The organism is Achromobacter sp. Root565, assembly GCF_001427425.1.
In the GTDB taxonomy this organism is placed as follows: Bacteria; Pseudomonadota; Gammaproteobacteria; order Burkholderiales; family Burkholderiaceae_B; genus Achromobacter; species Achromobacter spanius_D.
Map to the genome: position 1 here is coordinate 775,709 of NZ_LMGO01000001.1, position 14,438 is coordinate 790,146.

Genomic DNA, 14,438 nt, shown 5'->3' on the forward strand with positions numbered 1-14,438 from the left:
TTTGTCGTCCGGCAGCGAAATGAAATGGTGTGGAGACCGCGCATCAACGCTTCAGGTCGTCGGCCATGTAGGCGCGAACGATGTCCGCAAAGCTGCCATCGCCGGTCAAGCCCAGACGGGCGGCGCGCGACGTGTCCCAACGCCCCGGCCAGCTGCCGACGATGCGCTCGACGCGCGCGTCCGCCTGCCAGCTGATGCGGTCGGCAACCTCGTCGCCCGCGACCTCGCGCAGAGCCTGCGCCATCTCGGCGACCGTGACCGACACGCCAGGCAGATTGATGGGCGCCCGGTCCGCCACCGCGTCGGCATCCAGCTCGCAGCCCGCGATCAAGGCCTGGATCGCGCCGCGCGGCGACAACAGCCACAGCCGCGTGTCCGCGCCAACCGGGCACACGGCCGGTTCGCCATTCAGAGGCTCGCGAATGATGCCGCTGGCGAACGACGACGCCGCCGCATTCGGGCGGCCGGGACGCACGCTGATGGTCGGCAGGCGCAACACACGGCCGTCGACGAAGCCGCGCCGCGTGTAGTCGGCCAGCAGCAGTTCGGCGATGGCCTTCTGCGTGCCGTAGGACGATTGCGGATTGAGCGCGGTATCGTCGCGCACGGTGTCGGGCAGGTTGCCGCCGTACACCGCCACGGAACTGGTGAAAATGACGCGCGGCTTGTGGCCCAACGCGCGGCACGTCTCCAGTAACGCGCGCGAGGCGTCCAGATTGATGCGCATGCCCAGGTCGAAGTCTGCCTCCGCCTGTCCGCTGACGATGGCCGCCAGATGGAAAATGGCCCGCGTCTCGATATCGATGGCTTGCCGCAACACCGCCGGATCGGCAATGTCGCCCTCCAGCGAGCGCACGCGCGGGTCCTGCAGGGCGTCCGCCTTCACGACGTCCAGCAGATCGATTTGCGTGATGGCCTGAGGCTTGCCGCCTTCCAGCGACAGCGTGCCGCGTTCGAGCAGTTTGCGCGCCAGCCGCTGGCCCAGGAATCCGGCGCCGCCGGTGATCAGTATCTTCATGATGGAATGCTCAACGATGGGTGAGATAGGGTTTGGCCCAGCCCAGGCCTTCGGACGTTCCGGCGCGCGGGCGGTATTCGCAGCCGATCCAGCCTTGATAGCCCAGCGCGTCGATACGCTGAAACAGGTAGGGATAGTTCAGCTCGCCCAGATCGGGCTCGTGCCGGTCCGGCACGCCCGCCACCTGGACGTGGCCGATGCCGGCCATGTCGCGCTCGAGCTTCACGGCGATGTCGCCTTCGACGATCTGGCAGTGGTAGATGTCGAACTGCACCTTCAGGTTGTCCGCGCCCACCTCGTTGCGTATGGCCTGCGCATCGTCCTGCCGGTTCAGGAAGAAGCCCGGGATGTCGCGCGTGTTGATGGGTTCGATCACTACGGTCATGCCAGCCGTGGCGGCCATGCGCGCGGCAAGCGCCAGGTTCTTGACGTACACCTCCCGGTGCGCGGCGCGATCCTGGCTGGGTTGGATGAGTCCCGCCATCACGTGCAGATGGCGGTTGCCCAGCACTGCTGCGTATTCCAGCGCCTGGTCCAGTCCACGCTGGAACTCATCTTCGCGTCCAGGCAGCGATGCGATGCCGCGCTCACCCGCTGCCCAGTCGCCCGGCGGCGCATTGAACAGCGCCTGCGTCAGTCCGTGGGCGTCCAGGCGCGACTTGATCTCGGCCGCCGGGACGTCGTACGGAAACAGGAATTCCACCCCTCGGAACCCGTCGTGCGCCGCGGCGGCGAAGCGTTCCAGGAAGGCGTGTTCCGTGTACATCATGCTTAGGTTTGCAGCCAGGCGCGGCATGTCGGTTCCTTTGGTGCTCGGTTAAGTTCGGTCGGCGTGCTAGCGGTTCACCAGCTTGGCCGGCGTGAACCAGACCGCGATGGCGCCAATGACCAGCACGCCCGCCAGCACGTACATGCCGGACGCGGTGGAACTGGTCAGGTCCTTCAGGTAGCCGATCATGTACGGGCTGGCGAAACCTGCCAGGTTGCCCACGGAGTTGACGATCGCAATGCCGGCGGCGGCGGCCGTGCCGGACAGGAACGCGGTCGGCAGCGACCAGAACAGCGGCGCGCAGGTCAGCACGCCTGCGGCCGCCATGGACAGGAACACCAGCGACACCACGGTGTTGTCGGCAAACGAAGCCGCCGCGGTGAAGCCCACGGCGCCTGCCAGCGCCGGCACGATCAGGTGCCAGCGGCGCTCACGCCGCCGGTCCGCGGAGTGGCCCAGCAGGTTCATCACGACGATGGCGCACAGGAAGGGAATGGCGCTGAGCAGGCCGATGTTGAACGCCCCCGTCACGCCGGTGGACTTGATCAGCGTGGGCATCCAGAACGTCAGCCCATACTGGCCGGCGACGAAGGCAAAGTAGATCAGGCACATCCACCACACGCGCTTGTCGGCGAACACCGCGCGCAACGAGTGCTTCTGCGTGCCGGTCTGCTTCTGGTCCTGCTCGATCTCGCGCGTCAGCAGCTTCTTTTCGTCGTCGCTCAGCCATTTGGCGCTGGCGATGCCATTGTCCAGATACATGACGGTGACCACGCCGATCACCAGCGCGGGCACGGCCTCGATCAGGAACATCCATTGCCAGCCCTGCAGGCCGTGCGTGCCGTGAAAGGCCTCCATGATCCAGCCGGACAGCGGGTTGCCGAAAATACCTGCCACCGGAATGGCCGACATGAACAGCGCGATGATCTTCGCGCGGCGGTGGGCCGGGTACCAGTAGGTCAGATACAGGATCACGCCGGGATAGAACCCCGCTTCGGCCAGCCCCAGCAGAAAGCGCAGGATGTAGAAGCCCGTCGGGGTTTCGACGAACATGAACATGCCCGACAGGATGCCCCAGGTGATCATGATGCGCGCGATCCAGATGCGCGCCCCCAGCCGGTGCATCAGCAAGTTGCTGGGCACTTCGAACAGGAAATAGCCAATAAAGAAAACGCCGGCGCCCAGGCCAAAAACGGTTTCGCTAAAGCCCAGGTCCTGCGACATCTGCAGCTTGGCGAAGCCGACGTTGACGCGGTCCAGGTAGGCAATGACATAACAAAGCATCAGGAACGGCACCAGCCGCCAGAACACCTTGGCATACGCGCGAGCGGTTTCGCGGGACTCGGGCGGCGAAGAAGCCGCGGGCGCGGCGTTAGACGCCAATTCCATCGGGGGCATTGCAAGTCTCCATCAAGATTGCGCCGCCTGGATCCGCGATGCCGCGGCCGGCAGGCTTTGTGCGAAAAAGCGGATCAGTAGCGCGCGCCGAACGTGGCGCGCAGGGCCTCGATGGCCTCGTCCGGCAGCGGCTCGGGGCGCGGCTGGGTCATCAGCCAGAGACGGGCGGTTTCTTCCAGTTCCTCAAGCGCATAGGACGCGTGGGACACAGACCGTTCCCAGACCACCGGGCCCAGCCGCTCGAACAAGGCGCCGCGCACGTGAGCCGCCACGGCGGCGACCTCGGCGGCAGCTTGCGGGTCGCCCGGACGGCGATAGCCGATCAACGGGATGCGTCCCACCTTCATGACCTGGTAGGGCGTGATCGGCGGCAATACCTCGTCCGGCCGCCACACGCCCGCGAGCGTCAGCGCAACCAGATGGGTGGAATGCGTGTGCACGATGCCGCGGGATTCCGGGCTGGCGCGGTAGATGCCCTGATGCAGCAGCAAGGTCTTGGACGGCTTGCCGCCGGCGACCCAGTTGCCGCCCTGATCGACCTTGGAAAGCGAGGCGGGATCCAGCCGGCCGAGGCACGCGTCGGTGGGCGTGATGAGCCACCCGTCATCCAGCCGGGCGCTGATGTTGCCGGCCGCGCCGACGGTATAGCCACGCGCGTAAAGGCTGGCGCCGATGGTGCAGATTTCTTCGCGGACGCGGGCTTCTTCAGTCATGAAACGTCCCCGGGCGGCAGGGACGGGCAACGAACAGCGGGCGCGGCGAAGCATGCATGACGACGATGTCTCTTGAATAGAAGTTATCGGGTCATCATACAAATTTCGGCGGCGAGCGGGTACGGGGTAAACCCGCGTACCCGCCGTTTACGCTTGCGCGCGATCAACGCTCGCCGCGGTTGGCGGCGCGGCGACGTTCATCCAGGCGGTCAAGGCCATCGCCATCAGCACCAGCAGCGATGGATACAGCATGCTCAAGTTACGCGCCTCGCCCTCGGCGGCGAACAGCAGGAAGAGCGGCACATTGACCGCCAGCGCCATCAGCACGTGCAGCCGGAACGGCGCGGGCAGCAGGCGCCAGCCGGTGACGGCCACGCCCGCGATCATCAGCACCATCACGGCGCTCAGCCCCTTGGGCAGCGCGACGCCGTAGGTGCTTTCGGTGCGGAACCAGTTGCCCGGGTCCAGAAAGTAGAAGAAGTTCGCGCCCGGCTGGAAGCTCACCGCGCCGCCGGGGTTGCCCGCGTAGCGCAGGCGCAGCGCCAGATACACGCAGCCGCAAACGAACACCAGCCCCGCCACCACGCCTGCTGCCTTGAGGCGCGGCAGGCTGAGGCGAAGGAAGGGATACAGCGTCACGACATAGAAGAAGAACGCCTCCTTGTTCCAGGTTGCCATCGCCGCGACGACGGCAAGCAGGCCCAGCCGTCCCGCGGCGCGCACCGGGCGTCCGACGGGAATGCGCCAGGCCAGCAGGATCGCGCACGCCATGAACAGCACTTCGAAGAAGTCGTAGAAGAAACCGCCCTCGGTCAGAAAGAACGGCAGCAGCAACGCAATGACCAGCGGCGCCGCGGTGGCGGCGGCTGCGCTGGCGCCCGCCGCGAGGCACACCGACCGCATCGCGAACAGCGAGCCGAGCAGCGCCAGGAAGGTCAGGTAATAGACGATGTGATAGCGCAGCGTCACGGGCGCCTGCATCGCCTCCGAGGCGGGAAAGCGCATGGCCAGCCCCGACCGGCTGTTCACGCGGCGCGGGTCGGTCAGCCGCTCGGACAGGCGCTCGACCGTCGCGGCCGGCATCAGGTCTTGAATACCGTTGGCGATGGCGGGCGCGAACTGGCGGTACACGTAGGGGCGGTGGGCAGTGCCCTCGACCATGGACGCGAGCGAATGCGGACCATGCCCGTCGTTCAGGCGCCACTTGGTGTAGAAACCATTGAAGGCCGCTGCGGCGACCATGACATAGAGCATCGCCAGGAGGAATCGGCGGTAGCCCACGCTATTGAAGAAACGGATCATCGGACTTCCAGGGTGACGGCCGGTTGGGGTGCGGTGTGCGGCCCCAGCCACTTTGCCAGCGCAAGCGCCAGGAGACACAGCAGCGTTGGATACAGCATGCTGAGATTGCGCATTTCGCCGGGCGAACAGAACAGCAGGAAGAGAGGCACGTTGATGGCCAGCGCCAGCTTTGCGTGGTTGCGCAGCGCCTGCGGCAGCCGCGGCCAGCCATTGACGGCGATGCCGGCGAAGGCCAGGACGCTGATGAGGCTGAAGCCGCGCGGAAGCAGGACGCCATAGGTGTTTTCGGTGCGCAGCCAGTTGCCGGGATCAACGTAGTAGCGCAGGTTGTCCCACAACTGGTAGTCCACCGTCGAACCGGGATTGCCCGCATAACGCATGCGCAACGCCAGATAGACGCAGCCGCTCACCAGCAGCAGCCCGGCCACCATGCCCGCCGCCGGCAGGCGCGGCAGGTTTCGCCGCAAGAGCGGGTACAGGGCGGGCGTGAAAAAGAAGAAGGCTTCCTTGTTCCAGGTCGCCAGCCCGGCCAGCACCGCCAGCGCGCACAACCGCACCGGCGTCTGGCGCGAGGCGCCCAGCGCCAGCAGCACCGCGCTCATGATGAACAGCAGCTCGACGAAATCGTAGAAGTAGCCGCCCTCGGTCAGGAAAAACGGCACCATCATCGCCAGCACCGCGGGCGCGGCCGTCGCGGCCACCCCGCTCGCCCCCGCCTGCAACGCCACGCGGCGCATGACGAAAAGCGAAGCCAGCAGCGCCGCGAAGGTCAGGTAGTAGACCAGGTGATAGCGCAGGGTGACTGCCGGCAACAGGGCCTCGGACGCCGGATAGCGCATCGCCAGCCCCGACCGGCTGTTCACCCGCCGCGGTTCGGCCAGACGCTCCGACAGGCGCGCCACGGTCGCGGGCGGCAGCAACGACTGGATGCCGTTGGCCAACGCGGGCACGAACTGGCGATACACGTAGGGACGGTAGGCCGTGCCTTCGACCATCTGCGACAGCCCCAGCGCCGCATGCCCATCGTTGAGCCGCCACTTGGTGTAGAACCCGTTCATCACGGCGGCCGCCACCACGATGTAGGCGCAACACAGCAGGAACCCGCGATACCACGCGCGTTGGAACAATCGATGCATGGCTGTCCGCGCCTACTTTGAAATGAGGAAGACGCCGATGGCGATGAAGGCCGCGCCCGCCATCCGCATGGCCGTGATCGTCTCCGTGCCGGACAGCAGGCCGTAGGCAAACACGCCCGCAATCGCGCAGGCCACCATCAACGGGTAGGCAAGCGTCAGATCCAGCTGGCGCAGCGCCAGCGCGTAAAAGCCAAAGCCCAATCCGTACGCGCCGATGGCGCCCACATAAGGCAGCGCCTGCGAGAGCAGAGACGGCGCCCCCGCCTGTGCGGAAGCGGACCCCGCGGCCTTGAGCGCCACACTGGCCGCCACGCTGCAAGCCCCGCTGAGTATCAGCCAAAGATATGCCATGTCTACGTCCTTACCAGCAAAACCACCACCGCCACCCAGGCCAGCACCGCAAGGCGGATCTGGTTGTCGGCGAGCAGATCGCGGCCCGGCTCTTCGCCCGATCCGCCCTTGTACAGCAGGTAGATATACCGAAAGACGCCGAACGTGACGATGGGCAGCGTGACAATCAGATGCTGCGTGCCGTGCAGCGCGGCGGTGTCTGCGTCCACCGTATAGAGGCCATACGCCAGCAGCGTCGTGCTGGCGGTGATGGCCACCAGGATGTCTAGCAATTGCGTCGAATAGTGGCGCAGCACGGTGCGCGTGCTGCCTTGCGACGCCGGGGCATCCAGGGGCGCCGACGCGATCTCGGCGCGCCGTTTGGCAAAGCCCAGGAACAGGGTCAGCATGAAGCTGCACAGCAGCATCCAGCGCGACGGGATGATGCCCACCGCAAAGGTACCGCAAGCCAGGCGGATCATGAAGCCCGCCGCAATACAGAAAACATCGACCAGCACCTTGTGCTTCAGGCTAAGGGTGTAGGCAATGTTCAGGGTCAGGTAGCCGGCCACGGCCAGCGCCACCGGCCACAGTCCGCACACCAGCGGCAGGCCCAGCGCCAAGCCGAACAGCACGACGATCAGCGCGCGCGCGGCGGGCAAGCCGATGCGCCCGCTGGCAATGGCGCGCAGCCGCTTCTTGGGATGGGCCGCATCGGCGGCGCGGTCGTGATAGTCGTTCAGGACATAGACGGCGCTGGACGCCAGGCAGAACGCCACGAAGCCCACACCCACGGCAAACACCAGCGCCGGATCCGTCCATCCGTGGCTGAAGATCAGCCCGATCAGCACGAAGCCGTTCTTCAACCATTGCTGCGGACGCAGCAGCGAGATAAGCGCGCTCATGGTTTGACCGCCTGCCCGCGATACCAGGCATGCTGGGCCGCGTCGATGAGCCACTGGTCGCCGCGGCTGTCGCCGTAGGCGTGCAGTTCATATTGGTCCGGACCGCCGTAGCGCTCGGTCAGGCGCCGCAGCTTTTCGGGGCCCCAGCAGTTGGGACCGTCGAAGTCGCCGGTCAGGCGGCCCTGCGCGTCGACCGCCATGCGCGTGCAGATGAGGTCGTCGAAGCCGAGGTATCGGGCCGCGTCTTCAAGGTAGATGTCGGGCGAGGCGCTGACCAGCACGCAGCGGTCGCCGCGCTGCTGGTGCCACCGCAGCCGCTCGATGAGCGCCGGCCGCAGCGGAATGGTGTGCACCCAGGCGCGGGCGATGCGGGCCAGCTCGGTGCGCGAGCGTCCCCGCAGCGCGGCGCGGCAGAGCGATTGCTTGGCGTCTTCGTTGCTGCGCAGGCGAAGCGCGAACGCGGTCAGCGCGGGCGCGGTCCGCACGAATGCCGTCAGCAGGCGAACCCATGAAAGATGAGCCAGGAAGGGAACGAAAGTGTCGCGCTGAGTGAGCGTGCCGTCGAAGTCGAAGGCCGCAATGACGCGCGTGGAAACGGGAGACTGCGTTTGTGTAGCCATACTGCTTTCGCGACGGAACCCGGCCGGGCCTTGCCGTCACAAACTATGCCGGAAAATACGTCAGCGCCCAAGGCGCGTACGCGTGATGTCAGACGCAGTCTTGTCGTGACGCAAGCCTGCGGTGAAACGTGCGCTTTCTATTTCAAAATTTGTGTATTTGTAACACATTGGATTACAAGTCATCATAGCCCGCCTTCGGTGCCGGCAAGCCGGGAAGAACCGCGTGAAACCCGCCGTTCTTCCCGCCGCTTTTCCGTTTTCCCAGGTTTCAGGGTCACGCCCGCCAGGGGTTCGGTCGCGTTACGCCTGCTGCGCCTTGAACGCGCCTTCCTCTTCCAGCACCTGGTTGGCCACCTTGAACGCGTCCAGGCCTGCGGGAATGCCGCAGTAGACCGTCGCCTGCAGCAGGATCTCCTTGATCTCCTCGACCGTCACGCCGTTGTTCAGCGCTCCCTTGACGTGCAGCTTGATCTCGGCGGGCCGGTTCAGCGCCGTCAGCATGGCCAGGTTGAGCATGCTGCGCGTCTTCTTCTCAAGGCCGGGGCGGCTCCAGGTGTAGCCCCAGCACCACTCGGTGGTGATGTGCTGGAACGCCATCATGAAATCGTTGGCGCGCGCGATCGAGCCATCGACGTAGTCGGCGCCGAGCACATCGCGGCGCAATTCCAGGCCTTGTTCGAACAGCGCCTGGGTTTCGGTTTGGGCTTTGGACTGAGCGTCGGCCATGGGTTGTTCCTCCGGGATGGTGGCGGCGGGACTCGAAGGCCCGCCTGCGGGTTGTCGTCCGGCCGATTGTGGGCGTGCGGCATCCCGCCCGTCAAATATGGCGCTTGCGCGACGCGGTGGAGGGGCGATTAGCCCGGCGCACAGGGCCTACAGCGAATACCGGTAGTCGCAGTTCAGCGTGGCCTGCAGCGGCGCGGGATAGCCGCTGGCCGCCTTGCCGCCCGGGCGCGGACCCAGCAGCCGCGCCTGGAAGGTGCCGGCCACATCGCCATTGGCCGTCTTCTTCACGGCCACCGTGGACGGCAGCGCATACAACGTCAACGCCTGCCCGTCGGCCGGCGCGACCAGCGTGAAAACCGACTGCGGGAAATTGGCGACCACATACCCGGGCGCATCATCCGACGTGAACGACAGCGTGGCCGTCGTATAGGTCAGCGTCAGCGACAGTTCGTCGGAAGACGGCGAGGGAATGTCACCCTTCAACGCCACCTTGCCGCTGTCGGACACGCAGGACAGCGACGCGGGCGCGGAGCCGGCCTGCGCGTTGCCGGCCAGCAGGGCGATGGACAAGAGACAGGTGGCGCGTGCAATCATGGTTGTTCCTCACCAGCGCCGGTGTGGCGCATGCCGGCAAAATTTCGTCAGGAATATATCAGACGGTCATCCTCGTCCGACGCGATCCGTATAGGATGGAACATCGCCCATCAGAAGGAGCGTTCACATGCCATCAATGCGACATCCTATCCTGGCCAGCGCACTGGCCGCGACGCTTGCCGTCGCCCTGCCCTTCGCCGCCCACGCCGAATCGGTCACCCTGCAGGTCGAGCAGGTCACGCCCGGCGCCGATCCGCACACCAACGCCCGCGTCGTCGACATCAAGCTCAAGCCCGACAGCGTCAAGACGCTGGCGAACTTCACGCGCGAGCGCGTGGGCCAGCGCGTGCAGTTCCGCGCGAACGGCATCCTGCTGTCCTCGGCCACGTTGATGAGTCCGCTTGATGGCGACAGCCTGCGCATCACCGCCGGCGAGCACGGCTTTGCCGGCAAGTCCGCCGAAGAAATCGCGCAAGGCATCATGAAGGACGGCGCGCTGACCATGGACGACGAAAACCGGTAAGCGCGCCGCCACCCCTTGCATCAAAAGGCTGACGCCCGCGCATGCGGCGTCAGCCTTCTGTTTTTGACAAGATGGCGCAAGCGCCGCGGGTTTCAGTCATCTGTCATTAACCTTTCATTTCGGACTTCTAGTATTGCTCGTCCCCATCGGGCATCAGACCCAAAGCCAGGAGTTCAAATGAGCAAGTCCATCTCCGACAAGACCGTCCGCAATCCCAGCCAGAGCACCCCGTTCAGCGAGATCCTTGAAAAGAACATGTCCCGCCGCATGGTGATGCGCGGCGGTATCGCGGCCGCGTTCGCGACGATGACCAGCCTGGGCCTTGCCGGCTGTAATGGCAGCGACGACGATGACGACGATGCCGGCAATGGCCAGAACCCCGCGCCGGAAGTGCCCGGCACCGAGCCGCCTCCCGCGCCGGCCCCGATCAAGCTGGGCTTCGAGTCGCTGCCCACCTCCATGACCGACGCCTGTGTCGTGCCGGCCGGCTACATCGCCCATGTGTTCGCACCCTGGGGCACGCCGTTCAACGACAACGCGAATCCGTGGGACCGCAACGGCAACAACAGCTCGACGGACTTGCTGAACTCCACCGGCATGCACCACGACGGCATGCACTTCTTCCCGATCAACGGCAGCTCCACGGAAGGCCTGCTTGCGGTCAACCACGAGTACATCGACCAGAAGGCGCTGCACCCGCTGGGCGCGACCACCGTGGCCGGCAAGCGCCCCATCGAGGAAATCCGCAAGGAGATCAACGCGCACGGCGTGGCGATCCTCCATGTGCGCCTTGAGAACGGCCGCTGGAACATCGTTCACAACTCGCGCTACAACCGCCGCTTCACGTCGGCCACGCCGATGAAGCTGTCCGGCCCGGTCGGCGGCACGGATTGGGTCAAAACCCCGTACTCGCCCAACGGCACGATGGTGCGCGGCACCAACAACAACTGCGGCAACGGCTACACCCCGTGGGGCACGTACATCACGGCCGAAGAAAACTGGGCCGCCTGCTTCGTCAACACCGGCACGCGCCCCGCGCACCAGCAGCGCGTCGGCGTGCCCGACGACAAGGGCCGCTACGAATGGGAAACCGGCGCCAACGATCCGCTGGAAGTCCAGGGCGAATTTGCGCGCTTCAACATCACCGAGACCGGCGCCGACTTCACGCAGGACTACCGCAACGAGGTCAACGGTTTCGGCTACCTGGTCGAAATCGATCCCTTCAACGAAAACAGCATCGCCACCAAGCGCACCGCGATGGGCCGCTTCGCGCACGAAGGCTGCGCCTACGCGCTGCCCGAGGCCGGCAAGCCGCTCGCTTTCTATAGCGGCGACGACTCGCGCTTTGAGTACATCTATCGCTTCGTGTCGGAAGCCGTGTGGGATCCGAAGGACGCCGAGCGCACCGACCGTCTCGCGGTGGGCGCAAAGTACCTGGACAAGGGCACGCTGTACGTTGCGCGCTTTGACGCCGATGGCACGGGCCAATGGATCCCGCTCGTCGGCACGACCGTGGGCGCCGGCGGCCGCACGCTGGCCGATGAGTTCGGCGGCATCGAGGACATCATCATCAACACCCGCGGCGCCGCGGACTTCGTCGGCGCGACGCCGATGGACCGCCCGGAATGGACGGCCACGCACCCGACCAACGGTGACATCTACCTGACGCTGACGAACAACTCCAGCCGCAACGCCGGCAGGGGCACCAACCCGCCCAACCCGCGCCTGAACAACGTCAACGGCCACATCGTGCGCTGGCACGACGAGCCGGGCTCGACCAAGTTCAAGTGGGACATCTTCGTGTTTGGCTCCGACGCCGGCGCCGACGCCGACACCAACCGCTCCGGCCTGACTACGCTGAACCAGCTGGCCAGCCCGGACGGCATCGGCATCGATCCGCGCGGCATCCTGTGGATCCAGACCGACAACGGCATCGACGGCGGCCGCAACAACAACGTGGCCAAGGCGACCAACGACCAGATGCTGGCCGTGATCCCGGGCGCGCTGGCCGACAGCACCGGCACGGGGCCGGCGATCAACGCGTCCAACCAGGCCGACCTGCGCCGCTTCTTTGTCGGCCCGAACGAAGCCGAGGTCACCGGCTTTGCCTTCACGCCTGACTACACCAGCATCTTCCTGAACATCCAGCACCCGGTGAACTGGCCGGCCTACGATACGGAAGATGCGACCACCGCCACCACGGGCGTCGTCCGCCCGCGCTCGTCCACGGTGGTGATCCGCCGCGCTGACGGCGGTCCGATCGGCGTGTGATGACTCGCAGGGTGACGCGCTCACCCTGCACGCAGCAAAAACAAGGCCACCCTCGGGTGGCCTTGCCATGTCCGGAGAATCCGGGCGCTTGCCGTCACGTTCCCGTGAACACCGGCGCGCGCTTTTCCAGGAACGCCCGGCGCGCTTCCTGCGCGTCGTTCGTCTTAGCCACCTGCGCGGTCATGTCCTGCTCGTAGCGGTAGCCGTCGCGCAGGCTCATGTCTTCGATGGCGTTGGCGGTCTGGATCATCAGGCGCACCGACGCCGGGCTCTTCCCGGCGATCTGGTCAGCGATGACGCGCGCTTCTTCCATCAGCTTGTCCCCCGGCACGCAGGCTTCGACGATGCCAAGGCGGTACAGCTCCGCTGCCGTCACGCGCATGCCGGTGAGCATCATGCGGCGCAGGCGCGAATGGCCGAACAGGCGCTGCGCGTGCTTGACGCCGCCCAGCAGGCCGACATCGACTTCCGGCAAGGCGAGGCACGCGCTTTCGGCCGCGATCAGGATGTCGCAGGAGGCCGCAATGCCCAGCCCGGCGCCCAGCGCGGGTCCGTTCAGCGCCGCGATGACGGGTTTGGGGCATTCGCGAATGGCGTGAAAGAGCTCGCGCGTGCGACGCGAATGCTGGGGCAGGCCGCCCGGCTGATCCAGCATCTGCCCGCGGTTCTTCAGATCGGCGCCGGCGCAGAAGACGCGTCCCTCGCCCGTCAGGACCACGCAACGCACCTGCGGATCCTCGCCAAAGCGGTCCATCGCCAACGTCAGGTCCTGCAGCAGTTGGGTATTGACCGCGTTGACGGGCGGATGCGCCAGCCACACAGTGGCGACGTGGTTCTGCAGGTCGACGCGCAGCGTCTCAAAACGGTAGTCGGACATGATGTTCCTGTGCGGGGTCAGAGGGTTTGGTCGGCGCGCAGCTCGGCGATCTCGGCCGCGGACAGGCCCAGTTCGCCCAGCACCTCGTCCGTGTGCTGGCCCAGCGTGGGCGGGCCATCCTCCAGGCGCAGCAAGGAATTGCGAAAGCGAAACGGGCTGCGGATCTGCGGCATGTCCATCCCATCCGGATGCGGCGCGGAAAACTGCATCTCTCGGTGCACGACCTGTGGTTCGCGCAGGGCCTCGCCGATGTTGTTGATGGGCGCGCAGGGCACGCCCTCACGGTCCAGCGCCGCCAGCAGGGCCGCCTTGTCGTGCTTGATGACCTGCTCGTCCAGCCACGGGTCCAGGATGGCCAGGTTGACGACCCGCCCCGCGTTGGTCTGAAAGCGCTCGTCCTGCGCCATCTCGGGGTGGCCCAGCACGCGGCACAACTTGGCGAATTGCGCGTCCGAGCCCACCGCCATGATGATGTGCCCGTCGCGGCACGGATACACGCGCTGCGGCTGGATGTTGGGATGACGGTTGCCGCGGCGCGGCGGCACGACGTCGGTCAGCAGATAGTTCATGGCCTGGTTGGCCAGCAGCGTCACGCCGACGTCCAGCATGGCCATGTCGATGTGGTCGCCCTGCCCCGTCACTTCACGCCGCGCCAGCGCGGCCAGGATGGCGTTGCTGGCATACAGCCCGGTGATGAGATCCACCATGGGCACGCCAATCTTCATCGGACCGCCGCCGGGGCGGTCGTCCGATTCGCCGGTGATGCTCATGAGGCCGCTCATGGCCTGGATCATGAAGTCGTAGGCCGGCTGTTGCGCGCGCGGACCCGTCTGCCCAAAACCCGTGATCGAGCAATAGACCAGCCGCGGATTCTCCTTGCTCAGTTGCTCGTAACCCAGGCCCAGCCGATCCAGCGTGCCGACCTTGAAATTTTCCAGCACCACGTCCGCCTCGCGCGCCATCTTCCGGATCAGCGCCTGGCCGCGCGGAGACTTCAGGTTCACCGTGACGCTGCGCTTGCCGCGGTTGCAGATCAGGTAATAGCCGGATTCGTTGGTCCGGGTCCCGTCTTCCTGCGTCAGGAACGGCGGACCCCAGGCGCGGGTGTCGTCGCCCGCCCCGGGCTGCTCGATCTTGATGACCGATGCGCCCAGGTCCGCCAGCGTCTGGCTGGCCCACGGGCCGGCCAGGACGCGGCTCAGGTCCAGCACGCGGATATGGGAAAGAGGATGAGACTGCTGTGATGACATGATGCT

General features: G+C 66.1%; 15 protein-coding genes. 2 read left to right on the forward strand and 13 right to left on the reverse strand.

Annotated elements, in window-relative coordinates; genetic code table 11:
• Positions 1-43 precede the first annotated feature (43 nt).
• From denD to ASD71_RS03495, 11 genes are all read right to left on the reverse strand, one after another.
• Positions 44-1,018 (reverse strand): D-erythronate dehydrogenase, encoded by a 975-nt coding sequence (gene denD, locus ASD71_RS03445; RefSeq protein ID WP_056559880.1) that lies wholly within the window; start codon positions 1,016-1,018, stop codon positions 44-46.
• A gap of 10 nt (positions 1,019-1,028) precedes the next feature.
• The gene (otnI, locus tag ASD71_RS03450) at positions 1,029-1,814 is read right to left on the reverse strand and encodes a 2-oxo-tetronate isomerase (RefSeq protein WP_056559881.1); all 786 of its coding nucleotides are present in this window, start codon (positions 1,812-1,814) and stop codon (positions 1,029-1,031) included.
• A 39-nt stretch (positions 1,815-1,853) separates the two neighbouring features.
• On the reverse strand, positions 1,854-3,185 hold the full coding sequence (locus ASD71_RS03455; RefSeq protein WP_056559884.1) for an MFS transporter: 1,332 nt from the start codon (positions 3,183-3,185) through the stop codon (positions 1,854-1,856).
• A 74-nt stretch (positions 3,186-3,259) separates the two neighbouring features.
• Positions 3,260-3,898, reverse strand: a complete 639-nt coding sequence (locus tag ASD71_RS03460) for an aldolase (protein ID WP_056559886.1) — start codon at positions 3,896-3,898, stop codon at positions 3,260-3,262.
• A 147-nt stretch (positions 3,899-4,045) separates the two neighbouring features.
• On the reverse strand, positions 4,046-5,200 hold the full coding sequence (locus ASD71_RS03465; RefSeq protein WP_056559888.1) for a hypothetical protein: 1,155 nt from the start codon (positions 5,198-5,200) through the stop codon (positions 4,046-4,048).
• Positions 5,197-6,336, reverse strand: a complete 1,140-nt coding sequence (locus ASD71_RS03470) for a hypothetical protein (protein WP_056559890.1) — start codon at positions 6,334-6,336, stop codon at positions 5,197-5,199. Before ASD71_RS03470 ends, ASD71_RS03465 begins: the two co-directional genes overlap by 4 nt.
• Positions 6,337-6,348: 12 nt before the next feature.
• Positions 6,349-6,687: a multidrug efflux SMR transporter gene (locus ASD71_RS03475; protein ID WP_056559891.1), complete on the reverse strand. Its 339-nt coding sequence runs from the start codon at positions 6,685-6,687 to the stop codon at positions 6,349-6,351.
• A gap of 2 nt (positions 6,688-6,689) precedes the next feature.
• Positions 6,690-7,571, reverse strand: a complete 882-nt coding sequence (locus tag ASD71_RS03480; RefSeq protein WP_056559893.1) for a decaprenyl-phosphate phosphoribosyltransferase — start codon at positions 7,569-7,571, stop codon at positions 6,690-6,692.
• Positions 7,568-8,191 (reverse strand): HAD-IB family hydrolase, encoded by a 624-nt coding sequence (locus ASD71_RS03485; RefSeq protein WP_056559895.1) that lies wholly within the window; start codon positions 8,189-8,191, stop codon positions 7,568-7,570. The genes ASD71_RS03480 and ASD71_RS03485 overlap by 4 nt, the downstream gene beginning before the upstream one ends.
• Positions 8,192-8,491: 300 nt before the next feature.
• Positions 8,492-8,917, reverse strand: a complete 426-nt coding sequence (locus ASD71_RS03490; RefSeq protein WP_056559897.1) for a carboxymuconolactone decarboxylase family protein — start codon at positions 8,915-8,917, stop codon at positions 8,492-8,494.
• 147 nt (positions 8,918-9,064) lie between these two features.
• Positions 9,065-9,511 (reverse strand): hypothetical protein, encoded by a 447-nt coding sequence (locus tag ASD71_RS03495; protein WP_056559899.1) that lies wholly within the window; start codon positions 9,509-9,511, stop codon positions 9,065-9,067.
• 127 nt (positions 9,512-9,638) lie between these two features.
• Between ASD71_RS03495 and ASD71_RS03500 the strand changes: the two genes are divergently transcribed.
• Positions 9,639-10,034, forward strand: coding sequence for a hypothetical protein (locus ASD71_RS03500; RefSeq protein WP_056559901.1), 396 nt, complete (start codon positions 9,639-9,641; stop codon positions 10,032-10,034).
• 177 nt (positions 10,035-10,211) lie between these two features.
• Positions 10,212-12,305 carry a PhoX family phosphatase gene (locus ASD71_RS03505; protein WP_056559903.1) on the forward strand — a complete coding sequence of 698 codons (2,094 nt, stop codon included), beginning with the start codon at positions 10,212-10,214 and terminating at the stop codon, positions 12,303-12,305.
• Between the two features lie 94 nt (positions 12,306-12,399).
• Here the strand turns inward: ASD71_RS03505 and ASD71_RS03510 are convergent, their stop codons facing one another.
• Together ASD71_RS03510 and ASD71_RS03515 are read right to left on the reverse strand one after the other, a co-directional pair.
• A complete protein-coding gene (locus ASD71_RS03510) occupies positions 12,400-13,182 on the reverse strand; it encodes an enoyl-CoA hydratase/isomerase family protein (protein ID WP_056559905.1) in 783 nt (260 codons plus the stop codon).
• 17 nt (positions 13,183-13,199) lie between these two features.
• A complete protein-coding gene (locus tag ASD71_RS03515) occupies positions 13,200-14,432 on the reverse strand; it encodes a CaiB/BaiF CoA-transferase family protein (protein WP_056559908.1) in 1,233 nt (410 codons plus the stop codon).
• Positions 14,433-14,438: the final 6 nt, after the last annotated feature.

Coding starts and splice junctions, on each gene's coding strand:
- denD (WP_056559880.1), bottom strand. CDS start 1,018: ATGAAGATACTGATCACCGGCGGCGCCGGATTCCTGGGCCAGCGGCTG.
- otnI (WP_056559881.1), bottom strand. CDS start 1,814: ATGCCGCGCCTGGCTGCAAACCTAAGCATGATGTACACGGAACACGCC.
- ASD71_RS03455 (WP_056559884.1), bottom strand. CDS start 3,185: ATGCCCCCGATGGAATTGGCGTCTAACGCCGCGCCCGCGGCTTCTTCG.
- ASD71_RS03460 (WP_056559886.1), bottom strand. CDS start 3,898: ATGACTGAAGAAGCCCGCGTCCGCGAAGAAATCTGCACCATCGGCGCC.
- ASD71_RS03465 (WP_056559888.1), bottom strand. CDS start 5,200: ATGATCCGTTTCTTCAATAGCGTGGGCTACCGCCGATTCCTCCTGGCG.
- ASD71_RS03470 (WP_056559890.1), bottom strand. CDS start 6,336: ATGCATCGATTGTTCCAACGCGCGTGGTATCGCGGGTTCCTGCTGTGT.
- ASD71_RS03475 (WP_056559891.1), bottom strand. CDS start 6,687: ATGGCATATCTTTGGCTGATACTCAGCGGGGCTTGCAGCGTGGCGGCC.
- ASD71_RS03480 (WP_056559893.1), bottom strand. CDS start 7,571: ATGAGCGCGCTTATCTCGCTGCTGCGTCCGCAGCAATGGTTGAAGAAC.
- ASD71_RS03485 (WP_056559895.1), bottom strand. CDS start 8,191: ATGGCTACACAAACGCAGTCTCCCGTTTCCACGCGCGTCATTGCGGCC.
- ASD71_RS03490 (WP_056559897.1), bottom strand. CDS start 8,917: ATGGCCGACGCTCAGTCCAAAGCCCAAACCGAAACCCAGGCGCTGTTC.
- ASD71_RS03495 (WP_056559899.1), bottom strand. CDS start 9,511: ATGATTGCACGCGCCACCTGTCTCTTGTCCATCGCCCTGCTGGCCGGC.
- ASD71_RS03500 (WP_056559901.1), top strand. CDS start 9,639: ATGCCATCAATGCGACATCCTATCCTGGCCAGCGCACTGGCCGCGACG.
- ASD71_RS03505 (WP_056559903.1), top strand. CDS start 10,212: ATGAGCAAGTCCATCTCCGACAAGACCGTCCGCAATCCCAGCCAGAGC.
- ASD71_RS03510 (WP_056559905.1), bottom strand. CDS start 13,182: ATGTCCGACTACCGTTTTGAGACGCTGCGCGTCGACCTGCAGAACCAC.
- ASD71_RS03515 (WP_056559908.1), bottom strand. CDS start 14,432: ATGTCATCACAGCAGTCTCATCCTCTTTCCCATATCCGCGTGCTGGAC.